At 57.7% G+C, this 19,246-nt stretch carries 18 protein-coding genes; 5 read left to right on the top strand and 13 right to left on the bottom strand.

The window, feature by feature from the left end; translation table 11 throughout:
• Window positions 1-63: 63 nt before the first annotated feature.
• Window positions 64-660, bottom strand: coding sequence for a DUF1454 family protein (locus ACMWKK_RS19030; RefSeq protein WP_045329518.1), 597 nt, complete (start codon window positions 658-660; stop codon window positions 64-66).
• Window positions 661-772: 112 nt separating this feature from the next.
• Between ACMWKK_RS19030 and ACMWKK_RS19035 the strand changes: the two genes are divergently transcribed.
• On the top strand, window positions 773-1,192 hold the full coding sequence (locus ACMWKK_RS19035) for a DUF805 domain-containing protein (protein WP_112780329.1): 420 nt from the start codon (window positions 773-775) through the stop codon (window positions 1,190-1,192).
• On the opposite strand, the gene fpr is transcribed toward ACMWKK_RS19035, so the two are convergent.
• From fpr to ACMWKK_RS19055, 4 genes are all read right to left on the bottom strand, one after another.
• Window positions 1,193-1,939 (bottom strand): ferredoxin--NADP(+) reductase, encoded by a 747-nt coding sequence (gene fpr, locus ACMWKK_RS19040; protein WP_112780328.1) that lies wholly within the window; start codon window positions 1,937-1,939, stop codon window positions 1,193-1,195.
• 95 nt (window positions 1,940-2,034) lie between these two features.
• Complete coding sequence (gene glpX / locus ACMWKK_RS19045) at window positions 2,035-3,045, bottom strand: class II fructose-bisphosphatase (protein ID WP_112780327.1); 1,011 nt, start codon at window positions 3,043-3,045, stop codon at window positions 2,035-2,037.
• 155 nt (window positions 3,046-3,200) lie between these two features.
• Window positions 3,201-4,709, bottom strand: a complete 1,509-nt coding sequence (glpK, locus tag ACMWKK_RS19050; RefSeq protein ID WP_045329525.1) for a glycerol kinase GlpK — start codon at window positions 4,707-4,709, stop codon at window positions 3,201-3,203.
• 21 nt (window positions 4,710-4,730) lie between these two features.
• A complete protein-coding gene (locus ACMWKK_RS19055; RefSeq protein WP_014885705.1) occupies window positions 4,731-5,576 on the bottom strand; it encodes an MIP/aquaporin family protein in 846 nt (281 codons plus the stop codon).
• Between the two features lie 399 nt (window positions 5,577-5,975).
• Between ACMWKK_RS19055 and zapB the strand changes: the two genes are divergently transcribed.
• Window positions 5,976-6,215 (top strand): septal ring assembly protein ZapB, encoded by a 240-nt coding sequence (zapB, locus tag ACMWKK_RS19060; protein WP_010436935.1) that lies wholly within the window; start codon window positions 5,976-5,978, stop codon window positions 6,213-6,215.
• A 390-nt stretch (window positions 6,216-6,605) separates the two neighbouring features.
• On the opposite strand, the gene rraA is transcribed toward zapB, so the two are convergent.
• From rraA to priA, 7 genes are all read right to left on the bottom strand, one after another.
• Complete coding sequence (gene rraA, locus ACMWKK_RS19065) at window positions 6,606-7,091, bottom strand: ribonuclease E activity regulator RraA (RefSeq protein ID WP_023309687.1); 486 nt, start codon at window positions 7,089-7,091, stop codon at window positions 6,606-6,608.
• A 92-nt stretch (window positions 7,092-7,183) separates the two neighbouring features.
• Window positions 7,184-8,104 (bottom strand): 1,4-dihydroxy-2-naphthoate polyprenyltransferase, encoded by a 921-nt coding sequence (menA, locus tag ACMWKK_RS19070; RefSeq protein ID WP_161656423.1) that lies wholly within the window; start codon window positions 8,102-8,104, stop codon window positions 7,184-7,186.
• A gap of 68 nt (window positions 8,105-8,172) precedes the next feature.
• Window positions 8,173-9,507, bottom strand: a complete 1,335-nt coding sequence (gene hslU / locus ACMWKK_RS19075; protein ID WP_406542914.1) for an HslU--HslV peptidase ATPase subunit — start codon at window positions 9,505-9,507, stop codon at window positions 8,173-8,175.
• Window positions 9,508-9,516: 9 nt separating this feature from the next.
• Window positions 9,517-10,047: an ATP-dependent protease subunit HslV gene (gene hslV, locus ACMWKK_RS19080; RefSeq protein WP_045329529.1), complete on the bottom strand. Its 531-nt coding sequence runs from the start codon at window positions 10,045-10,047 to the stop codon at window positions 9,517-9,519.
• Between the two features lie 94 nt (window positions 10,048-10,141).
• Window positions 10,142-11,143 (bottom strand): cell division protein FtsN, encoded by a 1,002-nt coding sequence (gene ftsN, locus ACMWKK_RS19085; protein WP_112780325.1) that lies wholly within the window; start codon window positions 11,141-11,143, stop codon window positions 10,142-10,144.
• Window positions 11,144-11,236: 93 nt separating this feature from the next.
• Complete coding sequence (gene cytR, locus ACMWKK_RS19090) at window positions 11,237-12,262, bottom strand: DNA-binding transcriptional regulator CytR (protein WP_112780324.1); 1,026 nt, start codon at window positions 12,260-12,262, stop codon at window positions 11,237-11,239.
• Between the two features lie 119 nt (window positions 12,263-12,381).
• Entirely contained in the window at window positions 12,382-14,577 is a 2,196-nt protein-coding gene (priA, locus tag ACMWKK_RS19095) for a primosomal protein N' (protein ID WP_112780323.1), read from the bottom strand.
• Window positions 14,578-14,777: 200 nt separating this feature from the next.
• On the opposite strand from priA, the gene rpmE reads away from it, so the two are divergent.
• Complete coding sequence (gene rpmE / locus ACMWKK_RS19100) at window positions 14,778-14,990, top strand: 50S ribosomal protein L31 (RefSeq protein WP_003862040.1); 213 nt, start codon at window positions 14,778-14,780, stop codon at window positions 14,988-14,990.
• A gap of 48 nt (window positions 14,991-15,038) precedes the next feature.
• Here rpmE and metJ read toward each other — a convergent pair whose 3' ends face one another.
• Entirely contained in the window at window positions 15,039-15,356 is a 318-nt protein-coding gene (metJ, locus tag ACMWKK_RS19105; protein WP_006179183.1) for a met regulon transcriptional regulator MetJ, read from the bottom strand.
• A 276-nt stretch (window positions 15,357-15,632) separates the two neighbouring features.
• On the opposite strand from metJ, the gene metB reads away from it, so the two are divergent.
• Window positions 15,633-16,793 carry a cystathionine gamma-synthase gene (metB, locus tag ACMWKK_RS19110; protein WP_112780322.1) on the top strand — a complete coding sequence of 387 codons (1,161 nt, stop codon included), beginning with the start codon at window positions 15,633-15,635 and terminating at the stop codon, window positions 16,791-16,793.
• Window positions 16,794-16,795: 2 nt separating this feature from the next.
• A complete protein-coding gene (locus ACMWKK_RS19115; RefSeq protein ID WP_045329537.1) occupies window positions 16,796-19,228 on the top strand; it encodes a bifunctional aspartate kinase/homoserine dehydrogenase II in 2,433 nt (810 codons plus the stop codon).
• The last annotated feature ends 18 nt before the right edge of the window (window positions 19,229-19,246 follow it).

The raw sequence follows: 19,246 nt of genomic DNA on the forward strand, positions 1-19,246 counted from the left end.
TCGGGCAGCATGGTCTGTGAATCAGTATAGAGATTTTCCCTCGAAAGGCTTTGCTTTTCGTCATTAATTCGCCCCGCCGAGGGTGTCAGAGAGTGCCAGCTTAATCGGTTCAACAGCGAAGGTCAGTCCTTTTTCGCCGTTGTCCGCCACCACATAGCGGATTGCGCCTTCTGTCGTGGCGTAGTACCGCTTGTTTTTACCGGCGGTCAGCAGCTTTTGCAGCTTTTGCTGGCTTTGCTTTTTCGTCAGCGCGGGCGTAAACGCCTGCAAAACCGCGCTCATGTATTCCAGCGCCTTCGCTTTTGCGGCTTTCTGCTCTGGCCCCTGAATCGGCAGCCAGGTGATTTGCATACTCTTGATTTTTAACGTTCCGCGCTCCAGCGCCGTGGACGCGTATAAATTTTCGTTAATCTTGCTTGCCGCGCGGGTCAGCGTCGGCGTGTCGCGGGAGCCGTCAATGGCGCGAAACTCATCCAGCGGCAGGGTGGGGTTAGCCTGATTAAAGGCTTCACGAAACTGGCTGATGGACTGGTCGAACGACGGCGCGCCCGCCAGCAGATACGGTGCGGTGGTCGGGGCAGCGGTTTCGGCGGCGTGCAGGGGATAACCGACGCCGAGCAGCGCTAAACACAGGAAGAGAGAACGTGCCGAACTTTTCATCAACATTGCCCCTGGCCGTAAGTGCTCATGATTAAAACGATATCTGGGCGGCTTGTCAAAAGGTCACAACTCCAGGGTAAAATGCGGGCTATACGATAATAAGGAACCTTACATGACCATACAGCAGTGGCTGTTTTCGTTCAAAGGGCGTATTGGACGCCGTGATTTCTGGATCTGGATAGTGACGTGGGTTGTCGCCATGCTGCTTCTGTTTTTTGTGGCGTACAATGCCTGGCTGAGCACGCAGACGGCGGCGTTTGCGCTGGTCTGTTTACTGTGGCCAACGGCGGCTGTCGTTGTGAAAAGGCTGCACGATCGCGGCCGTTCCGGCGCGTGGGCATTTCTGATTATTCTGGCGTGGATGCTGGTGGCGGGAAACTGGGCGATGCTGCCGTCCATCCTGCCGTGGGTCGTGGGCAGGCTGCTGCCGTCGGTCATCTTCGTCATGATGATTGTCGATCTGGGCGCGTTTATCGGCACCCAGAGCGAAAACAAATACGGTAAAGACACCCGTGAGGTGAAATACCGCTGATCACCAGTAGTGTTCGGCGGTCATATGGCCCGGTCGGCGACGAAGGTGCTTCGTCATCTGCCGGGTGTCCTTCAGAAGCTGCTGCGTGTCCCGAACCATCTGCGGGTTACCGCACAGCATGACGTGGCTGGTTTCAGCCGTCATCGGCAAGCCTACTGCCTCTTCCAGCGCGCCGCTCTCAATTAACGCCGGCACGCGACCGGTTAGCGTACCTGCAACGGTTTCGCGGCTCACCACCGTCTGAATCTTTAACTTTCCGCCATAACGCTGTTCCAGCGCCTGCATCTGCGGCAGGTAGCTGAGGTCTGCGGCGTAGCGCGCGGCGTGAACCAGCACGATGTTTTTAAAGCGCTCAAGGTCTTTGCCATATTGCAAAATGGAGAGGTACGGACCAATGGCCGTGCCGGTCGCCAGCATCCAGAGCGTGTCGCAGTCTGGGACCTCTTCGAGCACAAAGAAACCCGCCGCTTCGCTGACAATTTGCACATCGTCGCCGGGCTTAAGGGCGGCGAGGCGCGGGCTGAGCTTACCGTCCGGGACGGTAACGAGATAGAACTCGAGATCAGGGTTATCCGGCGCGTTAACGTAAGAGTAGGCGCGCTGCACGCGTTCGCCGTCGACATCCAGCCCCAGCTTCGCAAACTGCCCGGCCTTAAACGGATGGACGGGAGCATGCAGGGTGAGACTAAATAGCGCATCGGTCCAGAACTCTATCTTTTTGACTTTACCTGTTACCCAGTCCGCCATGATCTTCTCCTGTGCTGTTTCTCTGTTCTATCTTCTGTTCTTGTGGAGATAATTTCCAGCCCGTCAGGGCCGGAAAGCTCTATCGATCAAACGGTTTAGAGAATGTGCGCCTGCACGTCCGGATCTTTGCGGTCGAGATAGTGGATGGACTGAATGCGGCGAATGGTGCGCGACTTGCCGCGGATCAGCAGCGTTTCGGTGGTCGCCATATTGCCCTTGCGGGTGATGCCGTCCAGCAGATCGCCTTTGGTGATGCCGGTCGCCGAGAAGACCACGTTGTCGCTGCGGGCCATTTCGTTCAGCGCGAGAACCTTATTGGCCTCGATGCCCATCGCTTCGCAGCGTGCCAGCTCGTTTTCCCCAATACGGCGGTTCTCTTCGCTGTCGCCTTTCACCTCATGCCGGGGCAGCAGACGCGCCTGCATATCGCCGTCCAGCGCGCGGATCACCGCCGCAGAGACCACACCTTCCGGCGCGCCGCCGATGCCGTAAAGCACGTCCACTTCGCTGTCCGGCATGCAGGTCAGGATCGAGGCGGCAACGTCGCCATCCGGAATAGCAAACACCCGCACGCCGAGCTTTTGCATCTGCGCGATGGTGGCGTCGTGGCGCGGTTTTGCCAGAATGGTTACGGTGAGTTCGCTAAGTGGTTTGCCCAGGGCTTTGGCGACGTTGTGCAGGTTCTCTTCCAGCGGCAGGCTGAGGTCGATAGCGCCCTTCGCGCCGGGACCGACAATCAGTTTTTCCATGTACATATCCGGCGCATTAAGGAAGCAGCCTTTGTCGCCGACGGCCAGCACTGCCAGGGCGTTGGCCTGACCCATCGCCGTCATGCGCGTGCCTTCAATCGGGTCCACGGCGATATCCACCGCATCGCCTTTGCCGGTACCGACTTTTTCACCGATATAGAGCATTGGCGCTTCGTCGATCTCGCCTTCGCCGATCACGATGGTGCCGTCGATGTTGACCTGGTTAAGCACAATGCGCATGGCATGGACGGCCGCGCCGTCTGCGGTATTTTTGTCACCGCGACCCAGCCATTTATAGCCTGCGAGGGCGGCCGCTTCGGTGACGCGGGAAAACTCGATAGAAAGTTCACGTTTCATGAGGTACTCGTGCAATCAAAAGGAATTGCACGAAGTTTATCACAGAGTGGGTAAGGTGCGGTCTGTACTCCCCTCACCTTAACCCTCTCCCCAAAGGGGCGAGGGGACTAAAAACACCCTCTCCCCTTTGGGGAGAGGGCCGGGGTGAGGGGGACTTACTCGTCGTGCTCTTCCCACGCCAGGGCGCGTTTCACCGCTTTTTTCCAGCCGCTGTAGCGGACGTTACGCTCGGTGGTTTCGATGCCCGGGCGGAATTCGCGTTCGATTACCGCTTTTTCCTGCAGCTCGTCGAGATTCTGCCAGAAGCCTACCGCCAGACCGGCAAGGTACGCCGCGCCCAGCGCCGTGACTTCACGCACTTCAGGACGCTCAACGCGGGTGCCCAGAATGTCGGACTGGAACTGCATCAGGAAGTTATTCGCCACCGCGCCGCCGTCCACGCGCAGGGCGTGCAGACGAATGCCGGAGTCCGCCTGCATCGCTTCCAGCACGTCGCGCGTCTGGTAGGCGATGGATTCCAGGGTGGCGCGAATAATGTGGTTCGAGTTGACGCCGCGCGTCAGGCCGAAAATCGCGCCGCGTGCATACGGATCCCAGTACGGTGCACCCAGGCCGGTGAACGCCGGCACCACGTACACGCCGTTAGTATCCTTCACTTTGGTCGCGAAATATTCGGAGTCGAAGGCATCGCTGATCAGCTTCATCTCGTCGCGCAGCCACTGGATGGACGCGCCGGCCATGAACACCGCACCTTCCAGGGCGTAGTTCACTTCGCCGCGCGGACCGCAGGCGATGGTGGTCAGCAGGCCGTTTTCTGATTTCACCGCTTTCTCGCCGGTGTTCATCAGCATAAAGCAGCCGGTGCCGTAGGTGTTCTTCGCCATCCCTTCCTTGACGCACAGCTGGCCGAAGAGGGCCGCCTGCTGGTCACCGGCGATACCGGCGATAGGAATACGGGTGCCGCCTTTACCGCCGATGTTGGTCTGGCCGTACACTTCTGAAGACTTACGCACTTCAGGCAGCATCGCGCGCGGAATGTCCAGCGCGTCCAGCATCTTGTCATCCCACTCCAGGGTGTTGATGTTGAACAGCATGGTACGCGAGGCGTTAGTGTAGTCGGTGACGTGAACGCGTCCCTGGGTCATCTTCCAGATAAGCCAGGTATCGACGGTACCGAACAGCAGCTCGCCGCGTTTAGCACGCTCGCGTGACCCTTCCACGTGGTCGAGGATCCACTTCACTTTTGTGCCGGAGAAGTACGGGTCGACCACCAGGCCTGTTGCGCTACGGATATAATCTTCCATACCCTCGCGCTTCAGTTTTTCGCAAATTTCTGAGGTACGACGACACTGCCAGACGATAGCGTTGTAAATAGGCTTACCGGTTTCGCGCTCCCAGACAACGGTGGTCTCACGCTGGTTGGTGATACCAATCGCGGCAATCTCGTCGGAACTGATATCGGCTTTCGCCAGCACTTCCACCAGCGTGGAGCTTTGTGATGCCCAAATTTCCATCGGGTCGTGTTCTACCCAGCCTGGACGGGGATAAATTTGCTCAAATTCGCGCTGTGACACGCTGACGATATTCGCGTCATGATCCATTACGACAGCGCGGGAGCTGGTAGTGCCCTGGTCGAGCGCAACGATATATTTTTTTTCGGTCATGGTATGTGTCCCGTAGTCAGATTACAGCGAAGCTTTTTGTTGTGCGGTAGAAGTCGTTTCCTTCTCCTCTTCCACACAGGTGTCGCACGGTAGGTGGCGACCAATCAATTTGCGGTAGCTAAATGCACCCAGCGCAGCCCCGACAACCGGCGCAAACAGCGGTACCAGGAAGTAAGGAATGTCTTTGCCTCCGGTGAAGGCAACGTCGCCCCAGCCTGCGATAAACGCGAAGGCTTTTGGTCCAATATCACGTGCCGGGTTCATCGCAAACCCGGTCAGCGGGCCCATGGAGGCGCCGATCACCGCAATCAGCAAACCAATCAGCAGGGGGGCCAGCGGGCCGCGCGGAATGCCGTTTCCGTCGTCGGTCAGCGCCAGGATAACGCCCATCAGAATAGCGGTAATCACCATTTCAACTGCGAACGCCTGCACAAAATTGATATGTGGGTTAGGGTAGGTTGAGAAGATGCCTGCCAGATCCAGACTTTCGACGCTGCCGCGTACCATATGATGCGTCTGTTCGAAGTCGATGAAAAGATTGTAATAAAGCCCGTAAACTAACGCCGCTGCGCAAAACGCGCCGGCAAACTGAGAAAGAATGAAAGGAACAACTTTGCGTCCGTCGAAGCACGCGAACAGCCACAGTGCGATAGTCACCGCCGGGTTAAGATGTGCGCCAGACACCCCTGCAGTCAGGTAGATGGCCATCGCCACGCCCAGACCCCAGATGATACTGATTTCCCACTGACCAAAACTGGCACCCGCCACTTTCAGTGCAGCAACACAGCCCACTCCGAAGAATATCAACAACCCGGTACCAAGGAACTCGGCAATGCACTGGCCTTTTAAGGTTGATGTCTGACTCATAATCGGAATCCTGAAGAAATTGATGTTTATTGTTAGCATGGCCGCCCGTGACAGCCACGATGCCCTGTAGACATAGTGTTAATTTATCGTTAACGAGCAAAAACGAGAAATATCGAAATCAAAATGTGTGGTCTGCGTCAATAAAATGAGCGTTTTCGCGCCATAAAGCACATTTTTGCATCAGTACAAGAATGTGAGCTGAATCATTTCATTAACGAATCAGTTAACAATTTAGGGGTATATGACGCGAACACACCAGGACCAGACCTAAAAGTGTTGCAAACCGCGATCTGCGCGGTGTGTCGCTGGACACAGAGCGCCGCGCTCCATACAATCGACGGTATATGTCGTGCGCGTTTATGTTAAAGCGTCGCCTTGCAATTCAGGAGAGGTAGCATCATGTCTTTAGAAGTGTTTGAGAAACTGGAATCGAAAGTACAGCAGGCGATTGACACCATCACCCTGCTGCAGATGGAAATTGAAGAGCTGAAAGAGAAGAACAACAGCCTGGCTCAGGAAGTTCAGAACGCTCAGCACGGCCGCGAAGAACTGGAGCGCGAAAACAATCAGCTGCGCGAACAGCAGAACGGCTGGCAGGATCGCCTGCAGGCGCTGCTGGGCCGTATGGAAGAAGTCTGATTCCCTTAGGGATTACTGAACAGGCCGGGTAAGGCGAAGCCGCCACCCGGCTTTTTTTATGCCAGTAATAAAAAAGGCCGCCAACGGCGGCCTTCCGGTTAAAGGTTGCTTTACGGTTGTGAATACACCTTTCCCAGGACCGATGCCCATTTGCGAGATGGCGGAAAGGGACGCAGCATCATAGTTAACATCAGCCTCGCCGTTTAGACGTGCAAATAAAATTAAGATTTTATAAAGGGTCTAAGGGATTGCCTGCCGCTTATTGAGGGGTATGATAAACGTCCCTGGTGTGGAGCTGTAAATCCTCCCAACGGACCGCGAATCCCGAGGGACAAAAAAACCGCCACATTGCTGTTGGCGGTTTTTTTATGGTCCACGCTGACGGTTTTATTACTCGATATCCAGCGGATCTTCCGAAAGGATAATGCCGGTATTATCGGCGTAGAGATGGTCGCCGGAGAAGAAGGTCACGCCGCCGAAATTGACGCGCACGTCGCTTTCGCCGATGCCGTCACCCGCCGCCCCTACCGGTATGGCCGCGATGGCCTGAATCCCGATATCGAGGTCTTCCAGATCGTCCACCTGGCGCACGGAACCGTACACCACAAGGCCTTCCCACTCGTTTTGCACGGCAATGCCGGCCAGCTCTGCATCAATTAATGCACGGCGCACGGAGCCGCCGCCGTCAACGACCAGAACGCGGCCTCGGCCATTCTGTTCGAGCAGATCGTACAGCAACCCGTTGTCCTCGAAACATTTCACCGTGACGATTTGACCGCCAAACGACGACCGCCCACCAAAGTTGGAAAACAGCGGTTCAACGACGTTGACATCTTCCTGGTAGATGTCACAAAGCTCGGAGGTATCGTATTTCATAGGTTTAACGCTCAGTTGCTGCGAATGTGTTCAGTATATCGTGCGAAATGCGTTGTTGGCAAAATCATCAATTGTTAATTGATATTTGTCAGCTAATGAAGCGTCTGGCTTAAGACAATCCCGATGACGAACAACAGGTTAGTCAGCAGCGCGCCTTTTACCGTGCGCTCCAGCATCGGCGGCATAGCAGCCGGGCTGAGTTCACGCATCACAAAGCGGGCCTGCTTTATCAGCAGCGGCGCGGCAAGTACAAATAGCCAGCCCCACAGGCTGTGCAGGGAAATCAGGTTAAACAGCGCCAGACACACCAGCGCGCCCATGAGCAGGCAGGCATGGTAGCGGCGCGCATTCACCGGCCCCAGACGCACCGCCAGGGTGTTTTTACCGTTCTCGCGATCGCTGTCGATGTCGCGCAGGTTGTTGATGTTAAGCACCGCCGTCGCCAGCAGACCGCAGGCGGTCGCGGGCAGGAACAGGGCAGGGATCACCGTATGCGCCTGCAGGTACCAGCTCCCCATCACGCTCAGCCAGCCGAAGAACACCAGCACGGAGATATCCCCGAGCCCAATATACCCGTAGGGACGCGTGCCGACGGTGTAGGTAATGGCCGCGATAATGGCCAATAAGCCCAGCACCAGGAAGCCAATAAAATCGCTGGGGGTCTTAGACGCCACCGTCACCAGCGCCAGGCCGGATACGCAGATCAGCACCACGGTGATAATCAGCGCGCGTTTCATCTGCGCCTGCGTTATCACCCCTTTCTGCATTCCGCGCAGGGGACCAATGCGGTCCGGCTTGTCGCTGCCCTTTACCGCATCGCCGTAGTCGTTGGCGAGGTTGGAGAGGATTTGCAGCAGGCCGGCGGTAATCAGTGCCAGCGCGGCGACCAGCGGGTCAAAATACCCCTGCCACCAGGCAAGGGCCGTGCCGACGATAATCGCGGCAAAGGCCAGAGGAAGTGTTTTAGGGCGCAGACTTTCGAGCCACGCCTGAGTACGGCTGATGTCAGTCATAAGTAGTTAGCCAATAAAAATGGGGGCATTAGCCCCCATTAAACGTGATGAGAATCCAGTAACCGCGATTATAGGATAAAACGGCTCAGATCTTCATCTGCCACTAACGCATCCAGATGTTTACTCACATATTCTGCGTCAATGGTAACGGTTTGACCGTTCAGGTCGCTCGCGTCGTAAGAGATATCCTCCACCAGGCGTTCCAGCACGGTATGCAGACGACGCGCACCGATGTTCTCGGTGGTTTCGTTCACCTGCCATGCGGCCTGAGCAATCCGTTTGATACCGTCTTCGGTGAACTCGAGGTTCACGCCTTCGGTTGCCATCAGCGCTTTGTACTGTACGGTCGCAGAGGCGTTTGGCTCGGTCAGGATACGTTCGAAATCTTCGGTGGTCAGCGCCTGCAGCTCAACGCGGATCGGCAGACGGCCCTGCAGTTCCGGGATCAGATCCGACGGGCTGGCAACCTGGAACGCACCTGAAGCGATAAACAGGATGTGGTCCGTTTTCACCATGCCGTGCTTGGTGGAGACGGTGCAGCCTTCAACCAGCGGCAGCAGGTCGCGCTGTACGCCTTCGCGGGACACGTCCGGGCCGGAGCTGTTGCCGCCGCGCTTACAGATTTTGTCGATTTCGTCGATAAATACGATGCCGTGCTGCTCAACCGCGTCGATAGCGTCCTGCTTCAGCTCTTCCGGGTTCACCAGCTTCGCCGCTTCTTCTTCAATCAGCTGCTTCATCGCGTCTTTGATTTTCAGCTTACGCGCTTTTTGCTTCTGGCCGCCCAGGTTCTGGAACATGGACTGCAGCTGGCTGGTCATCTCTTCCATGCCAGGAGGCGCCATGATCTCCACGCCCATTGGCGCGGCAGCGAGATCGATCTCAATCTCTTTGTCGTCCAGCTGGCCTTCACGCAGCTTTTTGCGGAACGCCTGACGCGCGGCGGACGGTTCCGCCTGCTGCTCTGCCTGGCCCCAGTTGTTTTTTGCCGGTGGGATCAGCACGTCGAGAATGCGCTCTTCGGCCATCTCTTCCGCGCGATAGCGGTTTTTCTCGATCGCCTGGACGCGCACCATCTTGATCGCCGAGTCGGTCAGATCGCGGATGATGGAGTCCACTTCTTTACCCACATAGCCCACTTCGGTGAACTTGGTGGCTTCAACTTTGATGAACGGCGCGTTGGCCAGCTTCGCCAGACGACGGGCGATTTCGGTTTTACCGACGCCGGTCGGGCCGATCATCAGAATGTTTTTCGGCGTCACTTCGTGGCGCAGCTCTTCGTCGAGCTGCATACGGCGCCAGCGGTTACGCAGCGCAATCGCCACGGAACGCTTGGCGTTATCCTGGCCGATAATGTGTTTGTTCAGTTCGCTGACAATTTCGCGTGGGGTCATTTCAGACATGGGAGATCCTTACGCTTTGGAATTCAATTCTTCGATGGTGTGGTTGTGGTTGGTATAGATGCAGATATCACCTGCAATATCCAACGCCTTCACCGCGATATCGCGCGCGTTCATGTCGGTATTTTCCAACAGCGCGCGGGCTGCAGCCTGGGCATAAGGGCCGCCAGAGCCGATGGCAATCAGGTCATTTTCCGGCTGAATAACGTCACCGTTACCGGTGATGATAAGCGAAGCGGTTTCATCGGCTACGGCCAGCAGCGCTTCGAGCTTGCGTAGCATGCGGTCGGTACGCCAGTCTTTTGCCAGCTCTACGGCCGCTTTCACCAGATGGCCCTGGTGCATTTCCAGTTTGCGTTCAAACAGTTCAAACAGCGTGAAGGCGTCCGCCGTGCCGCCTGCAAAACCGGCGATCACTTTGTCGTTGTAGAGACGGCGCACTTTCTTCACGTTGCCTTTCATGACGGTATTACCCAGCGTGGCCTGGCCATCACCGGCGATTACCACTTGGCCGTTACGGCGTACACTTACTATTGTTGTCACGAGCAGACCCCCTGGTTACAGAATCGGGAAACAGAAGCCCTGAGCCTGTGCTCAGGGCTGAATTAAATGATAGATGGGGGAGATTTTGGGGGTTTCAACCCCCGGAGGCGAGTCGAATGCAGTTTGTGTGGCCGGCGACTTTCAGGCGTGAAAGGGTGCCATCGGCATTTTCTTTGCCTTTGACCGGGCCAATCACCACGCGATTCCAGCCGTTATTGGTGGTAATACGCGAATCAAACCCTTCAAAGGCCAGCTGTGCGCGTACCGTTTCCGCCTGTTCGGCACCTTTGAACGAACCGCACTGCACCATCCAGCGGCGTTCGTCTTTTTTCTCCGACGTCTGCTTCGGCGCTTCGGTCTCTTTGGTGACCGGCGCGGCCTGCTGCGTTTTCGGCTGCTGCGCGGTGGTATGCGCTGGCGTCTGGAGCAGATCCTGATACGGCTGAGCCGCCTGTTTCTGCGGCTGCGCTTTCGGCTGCTGTTGGACAGGCTGAGACTGCACCGTACGCGTCGGCTGCTGGTATGGCTGTTCCGTTACCCGCGGCTGTGCTTTCGGCTGCTGCACCGGCTGAGTTTGCGCCCACTGCTGCTGTTGCTGTTGCTGTTGCTGAATCTGCTGTTGCGCCTGGCGTCGCTGCAGCGTTTGCTGGCGCTGTGCTGGCGTCTGCTCATTCCACGGCACTTCGTTCAGCTGCGTTGGCTGCTGGCGCATATCGGCCTGCATTTGTGCCAGCAGCTGACGCTGTTCATCCGTCAGCTGATTCGCATTCTGCACTTCACCACCTGCAGAAGGTTCGGTTGGCGCACGCACCCCAGGCTGGCGGCTTTCCAGCTCTTTGATGTAGCGCCAGCGCTCTTCAGGCTTAGGTGGAAGGCCATTCCCGGCAACCTTGCTGGCCTGAAGCGCCTCAGACTCTTCTTTTTTATGGTGCGTGATAAAGTACAGGCCACCAATAAAGGCGACGACTACAGCCGCAGCAATAGCGACCATTGCTGGCGATACAGCAGGCAGGTTACGTTGCTTTTTCCTTGAGCTACTCTTTTTGCGTCGCGAAGGTGCCGGCTGGCCGCGACGTACATAATCTCGTTGTGCCACTATCGTTTCGCTGTATTTATTCGTTCGTCAGTCCGCCATGTTACTTAAGCGGCGGGGCTTTGACCAGATAAGGGTATCCGAAAGACGTTTACTTTAAGTCAATGCCTGAGTCGTGCCGCGGACAATCAGCTCGCAGTCCAGCAACCGCGAGCCGCTGCTAACTGTTTGACCATGAAGCTGATCCAGCAGAAGCAGCATCGCTTCACGACCGATTTGATAGCGCGGCTGAGCGACCGTAGAGAGCGGCGGATCGCAAAATTCTGAAAGCGAAATATTGTCGAATCCGATGATAGACAGATCTTTCGGTACCCGCAGGCCGCGGCGTTTGGCGTAGGATAAGGCGCCCAGCGCCATCACGTCGCTGTGACAAAATACGGCGGTTGGCGGTTCAGGCAGGTCCAGAAGTTTCTCCAGCGCTTGCCCGCCCGCGGCGAAGGTGAAGTCACCGCGCGCAATGTAGTGCGGATCGACGGTGACGCCGGTACGGCGCAGCGCCTGAACGTAGCCCTGGAGGCGGTAGTGGCACAGAGGCATCTCCTCCGGCCCGGCAATGCAGCCAATGCGCTTATGCCCCAGCTCCTGGAGATAGTTTACGGCGTTGAATGCGGCGGTGAGGTTATCAATGTGGACCGTCGGCAGCTCCAGCTCTGGCGCAAACTCGTTGGCCATGACCATCGGGGGTAGATTGCGCTGCTCTTCAATGCTGGCATCAAACGGCAGGCGAGAGCCAAGCAGCAGCATGCCGTCGATCTGCTTGGTGATAATGAGGTCGATGAAGGTTTTTTCCTGCTGGTTCTGGTGGGCGCAGTCGCCAATCAGCACCAGGTATCCCTGTTCCGCCGCCGTGACTTCAATACCGCGGATGATCTCGCTAAAGAAGGGGTCACAGATGTCCGGCACAATCACCAGGATGGTGCGCGACTCGTTGCGTTTGACGTTACGCCCCATCGCCTGCGGGAAATAGCCCACTTCAAGCGCCGCCTGCTCTACGCGGTTACGGGTCGCCTGAGAGACTTTATCCGGGTTCATTAATGCGCGGGATACGGTTGCCGTAGAGACCTGTGCTTTCTGTGCAACGTCTTTCATGGTCGCAGTCGCAACCTCTTTCCTGGACTTCAACGTCTTCTCCTCGCCTGAACACCGAACTTCTGACGTCACCATTTTTACAGATAGTGAATGGAATCGGTTACAGAATTTTCATAAAAAGTGTGAGGAGCGTTAAATTTTTCGATCCAGCTTCAGCCTTCGATGGGATCGACGTCCAGTACCCACTTCACTTTTCGCGCTTCAGGCAGGGTGTTGATGAGCGCCAGCGTGCCGCTGACGATGTGCTGCAGGCGAACCCGTGACGGATGCTGAAGTAAGATTTGCCAGCGGAAACGCCCGCCGCGCTTCGGCGCAAGGGCGGGCACCGGGCCCAGGATCCACAGCTGATTATCTACCAGCGGGCTGGCCTGCAGAAGGTTTCGCAGCTGCTGCAGGAAAAGCGGGGCCTGCTGGTTGTTGTGATCTTCCGCGCGGATGATGACGTGGCTGGTCCACGGCGGCAGCTGCAGGGTCTGGCGTTCGGCCAGCGCCTGCTCGGCAAAGGCGTCATAGCCTTTGTGCAGCAGGGTTTGCAGCAGCGGGTGCTCGGGGTGGTGCGTTTGTAACACCACTTCACCCTGTTTGCCGGCGCGACCGGCACGCCCTGCCACCTGGGTGTAAAGCTGGGCGAAGCGCTCGGCCGAGCGGAAATCTGCCGAGAACAGCGCGCCGTCCACGTCCAGCAGGGCGACCAGCGTCACGTCCGGGAAGTGGTGGCCTTTGGCCAGCATCTGAGTACCAATCAGGATGCGCGCGCCACCGCGATGCACTTCCGCCAGCTGCTGTTCGAGCGCGCCTTTGCGGCTGGTGGTGTCCCGATCGATACGCGAAATTGGCACGTCCGGGAAGAAGGGACCCAGCGCCTGTTCAAGCTGTTCGGTTCCCAGCCCCACCGGCACGATATGCGTAGAACCACATGACGGGCACTGGCGCGGCACCGGCCGCTGGCTGTCGCAGTGGTGGCAGCGCAGATGACGCTGGGCCTGGTGGAAGGTGTAGTAGTGGTCGCAGCGCGGGCACTCGGCGATCCAGCCGCAGTCGTGGCACAGCAGGGCGGGGGCAAATCCGCGCCGGTTGAGGAACAGAATGACCTGATTCCCCGCCTGCAAATGCTGGCGCATACGGGTAATCAATGCGGGTGCCAGCCCCGCCTGCACCTGCTGGCCTTTCAGATCCAGCACGTGCTGAACGGCCGGACGGGCATTCCCCGCGCGGCGCGTCAGGCGCAGCATGTGGTATTTACGCTGGCGCACGTTGTGCAGCGTTTCGAGGGCAGGCGTGGCGGAGCCGAGAATAATCGGAATCTGCTCACTGTGCGCGCGGTAGACCGCCAGATCGCGGGCGTGATAGCGCCACCCTTCCTGCTGTTTATAGGAGCTGTCATGCTCTTCGTCGATCACGATCACGCCAAGATTTTTAAACGGCGTGAACAGCGACGAGCGGGTGCCGATCACGATCGCCGCTTCGCCGTTTTTCGCTTTCAGCCACGCGCTGAGGCGTTCGCTGTCGTTCAGGCCGGAGTGCAGCACCTCAACCGGCGCGTTAAAGCGTTCGCGGAATCGGGCGATGGTTTGCGGCGTCAGGCCAATTTCGGGCACCATCACCAGCGCCTGTTTACCCTGCGCGAGCACGTTTTCCAGCACGCTCAGGTAAACTTCCGTCTTGCCGGAGCCGGTGACCCCGGCCAGCAGCCAGGCAGAAAAATGGTCGGAGGCGCTATGAATCGCACCCACGGCGGTGGCCTGCTCGGTGTTCAGACGCAGCCGATCCCCTGAAACGGAGAAATTTTCCCGCCAGTCGTAAAGGGAAGGCGCTTTGCTGGCCAGCTCGCTCAGCCCTTTCTTTCTTAATGCCTGTAGCGCCGTTTCGCTGACCTCAAGCTCGTCGACCTGATGCCGCCAGATTTTCCCCTGGCGCAGCGCCGCCAGCGCCTGCTGCTGTTTTTGCGAGCGCTTGAGGCTGTTAATATCGACCGCCTGACCCTGCTCGGTCGCAAACCAGTACCACATCGGCGCGTGGCTGGCGCTCTTGCCCTGGCGCAGCATGATCGGCAGCGCGTGGAACAGGACGTCGCCAATGGGGTGATGATAATAATCCGCCGCCCACAGCAGCAGTCGCCAGGTGCTGGTGGAGTAAACCGGCTCGCTGTCCAGCACCTCAACGACCGATTTCAGTTCGTTAAGCGGCAGCTCGCTTTTATCGCTGACGGACACCACGATTCCCACGCGCTGCTGTTTGCCAAACGGCACGGTCACGCGACAGCCCGCTTTGACGCTCATGCTGTCAGGCAGCAGATAGTCAAAGGTGCGGGGAAGCGGAACGGGCAGGGCAACGTGAGCGACGGGCATCGAATCTTCCTGACTTGAAAAGTGGCGCGTTAGTATACACATTAGTGAAAGCGGCGTGCGGATCAGTTTGCATACACTGGTTAAATTCTGTATGATTCGCCGCCTTTGGTGTAGATTATGCCAGAGAAATTACATTCAACATCGCGTGGTGTCTGGCGTTAGGGCTGGAAGAGCGACGCGGCCTTAACTGAGGTTCTCCCATGAAAAAAGATATTCACCCGAAATACGAAATGATTACTGCAAACTGTTCTTGCGGTAACTCTATCCAGATCCGCTCTACCGTGGGTCACGATCTGAACCTGGACGTGTGCGGTAAATGCCACCCGTTCTACACTGGTAAGCAGCGTGATGTTGCAACCGGTGGCCGTGTTGACCGCTTCAACAAGCGTTTCAGCATCCCGGGCGCTAAATAAGTTTCCCGAAAAAAAGGCACCGCAAGGTGCCTTTTTTGTATCCGCTTCTCAGTATTCCCACGTATCCGGGTCAATACCCAGTTCACGCATGATCACCTTCGCCTCTTCCGGGATTTCATCACTACGCTCTTTGCGCAGATCGTCATCGTTCGGCAACGGTTGACCGGTAAACGCATGCAGAAACGCTTCGCACAGCAGTTCGCTGTTGGTTGCGTGGCGCAGGTTGTTCACCTGACGACGCGTACGTTCATCGGTGAGGATCTTCAACACCTTCAGAGGAATGGAAACCGTAATTTTCTTTACTTGCTCACTCTTCTTACCGTGCTCAGCGTATGGGCTGATATATTCGCCGCTCCATTCAGCCATGAGATACCTTTAATCCTCTCAGTCATTTATCTAAAGGTGCAAAACCTGTAACCACCCGTTTTGAACCGCAATCTTGCCTAGTTTACCGTAGAGACGATACCGTGGCACGGATATTGCCGCTGCAGCGTGCACTAAAGCATATAATTTTAACGGCTATTTGCGCATTGCTCAATCTATACGCAAAGAAGTTTAGATGTCCAGATGTATTGACGTCCATACTTTCAGTGTTTACTCTGGTGCCTGACTTTTCACCTCATTCGCCAGGAAGCCCTCACCATGACGCGTAAACAGGCCACTATCGCAGTGCGTAGCGGATTAAATGATGACGAGCAGTACGGCTGCGTTGTCCCGCCGATTCATCTTTCCAGTACCTACAATTTCACCGGATTTAATGAACCCCGCGCGCACGACTACTCGCGTCGTGGCAACCCTACGCGTGACGTGACCCAGCGTGCGCTGGCCGAACTGGAAGGTGGCGCAGGCGCCGTATTAACCAATACCGGGATGTCCGCCATTCACCTGGTGACTACCGTGTTCCTGAAGCCTGGCGATCTGCTGGTCGCGCCGCACGACTGCTACGGCGGCAGCTATCGTCTGTTTGATAGCCTGGCGAAACGCGGCTGCTATCGCGTGCTGTTTGTCGATCAAAACGACGAACAGGCGCTGAAGCAGGCGCTGGCAGAGAAGCCGAAGCTGGTTCTGGTGGAAAGTCCAAGCAATCCATTGTTGCGCGTTGTCGATATTGCGAAAATTTGTCAGCTCGCAAGGGATGCGGGAGCGATAAGTGTAGTGGATAATACGTTCCTCAGTCCGGCCCTTCAGAACCCACTCGCACTGGGTGCCGATCTGGTATTGCATTCATGCACTAAATATCTGAACGGCCATTCTGACGTGGTAGCGGGCGTGGTGATTGCTAAAGATCCGGAAGTTGTCACCGAACTGGCATGGTGGGCCAATAACATTGGCGTCACCGCGGGAGCCTTCGACAGCTATCTGCTGCTGCGCGGCATCCGCACGCTGTCGCCGCGCATGGACGTGGCGCAGCGCAATGCCCAGGCGATTGTCGACTTCCTGAAAACCCAGCCGCTGGTGAAAAAGCTGTATCACCCGTCGCTGCCGGAAAACCAGGGGCACGAGATTGCCGCGCGCCAGCAGAAAGGGTTTGGCGCGATGTTAAGTTTTGAACTGGACGGTGACGAGCAAACGCTGCGTCGCTTCCTGAGCGGGCTGTCATTGTTTACGCTGGCGGAATCCTTAGGTGGGGTTGAAAGCTTGATCTCCCACGCCGCGACCATGACGCACGCAGGAATGGCACCCGAAGCACGTGCCGCCGCCGGGATTTCTGAGACGCTGCTGCGGATCTCAACCGGTATTGAAGATTCTGAAGATTTAATTGCCGATCTGGAAAATGGCTTCCGGGTCGCAGCCAAGGGGTAATCATGAGTGTGATAGCGCAGGCAGGGGCGAAGGGTCGTCAGCTGCACAAGTTTGGTGGTAGTAGTCTTGCTGATGTGAAATGTTACCTGCGTGTCGCAGGGATCATGACGGAGTATTCACAGCCGGGTGACATGATGGTTGTCTCGGCGGCGGGCAGCACCACCAACCAGTTGATTAGCTGGCTGAAACTGAGCCAGACCGATCGCCTCTCTGCGCATCAGGTGCAACAGTCCTTACGTCGTTACCAGAGCGAGCTGATTGCCGGCCTGCTGCCTGCAGACGTGGCGGACGGGCTGATCAGCGCCTTCACGCATGACCTTGAGCGTCTGGCGGCCCTGCTGGACAGCGGTATTACCGATGCGGTGTATGCCGAAGTGGTGGGCCACGGTGAAGTGTGGTCCGCACGCCTGATGGCGGCCGTGCTGCAACACCTGGGCGTGGACGCCGCCTGGCTCGACGCCCGTGATTTCCTGCGTGCCGAACGCGCCGCGCAGCCGCAGGTTGATGAAGGCTTGTCCTACCCGCTGCTGCAACAGCTGCTGGTGCAGCATCCGGGTAAACGTATTGTCGTCACCGGCTTTATCAGCCGCAGCAACGCGGGTGAAACCGTGCTGCTGGGTCGTAACGGTTCGGACTACTCGGCAACGCAAATCGGTGCGCTGGCGGGCGTGTCACGCGTCACCATCTGGAGCGACGTGGCCGGTGTGTACAGCGCGGACCCGCGTAAGGTGAAAGATGCCTGCCTGCTGCCGCTGCTGCGTCTCGACGAAGCCAGCGAGCTGGCGCGTCTGGCCGCGCCGGTACTGCACGCGCGTACCCTGCAGCCGGTGTCCGGCAGCGATATCGATCTGCAGCTGCGCTGCAGCTACACCCCGGATCAGGGCTCCACGCGCATTGAGCGCGTGCTGGCGTCCGGTACCGGGGCGCGTATCGTCACCAGCCACGACGACATCTGCCTGATTGAGTTCCAGGTGCCCGCGGGCCAGGACTTCAAGCTGGCGCATAAAGAGATTGACCTGGTGTTAAAGCGTGCGCAGGTTCGCCCGCTGGCCGTTGGCGTTCACAACGATCGCCAGCTGCTGCAGTTCTGCTATACCGCGGAAGTGGCGGACAGCGCCCTTAAGATTCTGGATGAAGCGGGCCTGCCGGGCGAGCTTCGCCTGCGTCAGGGGCTGGCGCTGGTAGCGATGGTGGGCGCGGGCGTCACCCGTAACCCGCTGCACTGCCACCGCTTCTGGCAGCAGCTGAAAGGCCAGCCGGTGGAGTTCACCTGGCAGTCGGAAGAGGGCATTAGCCTGGTGGCCGTGCTGCGTAAAGGGCCAACCGAAAGCCTGATTCAGGGTCTGCACACCTCGCTGTTCCGCGCGGAAAAACGCATCGGCCTGGTGCTGTTTGGTAAAGGCAACATTGGTTCCCGCTGGCTGGAGCTGTTTGCCCGCGAGCAGGTGACGCTTTCGGCGCGTACCGGGTTTGAATTCATTCTCGCAGGCGTGGTGGACAGCCGCCGCAGCCTGCTGAACTACGAAGGGCTGGACGCCAGCCGGGCGCTGGCCTTCTTTAACGATGAAGCGGTCGAGCAGGATGAAGAGTCGCTGTTCCTGTGGATGCGCGCGCACCCGTATGACGATCTGGTGGTGCTGGACGTTACCGCCAGCGAACAGCTTGCCGATCAGTATCTTGATTTCGCCAGCCACGGTTTCCACGTTATCAGCGCCAACAAGCTGGCGGGGGCAAGCAGCACCGATAAATACCGTCAGATCCACGACGCGTTCGAAAAAACCGGTCGTCACTGGCTCTATAACGCGACCGTTGGCGCAGGCCTACCGGTCAACCATACCGTGCGTGACCTGATTGAAAGCGGCGACAGCATTCTGGCGCTGAGCGGTATCTTCTCCGGCACGCTCTCCTGGCTGTTCCTGCAGTTTGACGGCACCGTACCGTTCACCGACCTGGTGGATCAGGCGTGGCAGCAGGGCTTAACGGAACCCGATCCGCGCGTTGACCTTTCCGGCAAGGACGTGATGCGTAAGCTGGTGATCCTGGCGCGTGAAGCCGGTTACGACATCGAGCCGGATTCCGTCCGCGTCGAATCGCTGGTGCCGGCCGGCTGCGAACAAGGTTCTGTGGACCATTTCTTTGAGAATGGTGACGAGCTTAACGAGCAGATGGTGCAGCGTCTGGAAGCGGCGAACGAGATGGGGCTGGTGCTGCGCTATGTGGCGCGCTTCGAGGCCAACGGAAAAGCGCGCGTCGGCGTCGAGGCGGTGCGCCCTGAACATCCGCTGGCGGCGCTGCTGCCGTGTGATAACGTTTTCGCCATCGAAAGCCGCTGGTATCGCGATAACCCGCTGGTGATCCGCGGTCCTGGCGCCGGGCGCGACGTTACCGCTGGAGCAATCCAGTCCGACATCAACCGCCTGGCTAAGCTGCTGTAATTCCGCTTGTTCCCTCTT

Origin of the sequence: Enterobacter sp. 01-M-03-SI-ECC (genome assembly GCF_047530215.1) — a bacterium.
GTDB classification, from domain to species: Bacteria; Pseudomonadota; Gammaproteobacteria; order Enterobacterales; family Enterobacteriaceae; genus Enterobacter; species Enterobacter chengduensis.

What these genes read in the sequence shown, in the direction of transcription:
- glpK (WP_045329525.1), bottom strand. Translation starts at nt 4,709, where the DNA reads ATGACCGAAAAAAAATATATCGTTGCGCTCGACCAGGGCACTACCAGC.
- menA (WP_161656423.1), bottom strand. Translation starts at nt 8,104, where the DNA reads ATGACTGACATCAGCCGTACTCAGGCGTGGCTCGAAAGTCTGCGCCCT.
- metB (WP_112780322.1), top strand. Translation starts at nt 15,633, where the DNA reads ATGACGCGTAAACAGGCCACTATCGCAGTGCGTAGCGGATTAAATGAT.
- fpr (WP_112780328.1), bottom strand. Translation starts at nt 1,939, where the DNA reads ATGGCGGACTGGGTAACAGGTAAAGTCAAAAAGATAGAGTTCTGGACC.
- ACMWKK_RS19115 (WP_045329537.1), top strand. Translation starts at nt 16,796, where the DNA reads ATGAGTGTGATAGCGCAGGCAGGGGCGAAGGGTCGTCAGCTGCACAAG.
- priA (WP_112780323.1), bottom strand. Translation starts at nt 14,577, where the DNA reads ATGCCCGTCGCTCACGTTGCCCTGCCCGTTCCGCTTCCCCGCACCTTT.
- rpmE (WP_003862040.1), top strand. Translation starts at nt 14,778, where the DNA reads ATGAAAAAAGATATTCACCCGAAATACGAAATGATTACTGCAAACTGT.
- glpX (WP_112780327.1), bottom strand. Translation starts at nt 3,045, where the DNA reads ATGAAACGTGAACTTTCTATCGAGTTTTCCCGCGTCACCGAAGCGGCC.
- ACMWKK_RS19035 (WP_112780329.1), top strand. Translation starts at nt 773, where the DNA reads ATGACCATACAGCAGTGGCTGTTTTCGTTCAAAGGGCGTATTGGACGC.
- hslU (WP_406542914.1), bottom strand. Translation starts at nt 9,507, where the DNA reads ATGTCTGAAATGACCCCACGCGAAATTGTCAGCGAACTGAACAAACAC.
- zapB (WP_010436935.1), top strand. Translation starts at nt 5,976, where the DNA reads ATGTCTTTAGAAGTGTTTGAGAAACTGGAATCGAAAGTACAGCAGGCG.
- rraA (WP_023309687.1), bottom strand. Translation starts at nt 7,091, where the DNA reads ATGAAATACGATACCTCCGAGCTTTGTGACATCTACCAGGAAGATGTC.
- metJ (WP_006179183.1), bottom strand. Translation starts at nt 15,356, where the DNA reads ATGGCTGAATGGAGCGGCGAATATATCAGCCCATACGCTGAGCACGGT.
- ACMWKK_RS19030 (WP_045329518.1), bottom strand. Translation starts at nt 660, where the DNA reads ATGAAAAGTTCGGCACGTTCTCTCTTCCTGTGTTTAGCGCTGCTCGGC.
- ACMWKK_RS19055 (WP_014885705.1), bottom strand. Translation starts at nt 5,576, where the DNA reads ATGAGTCAGACATCAACCTTAAAAGGCCAGTGCATTGCCGAGTTCCTT.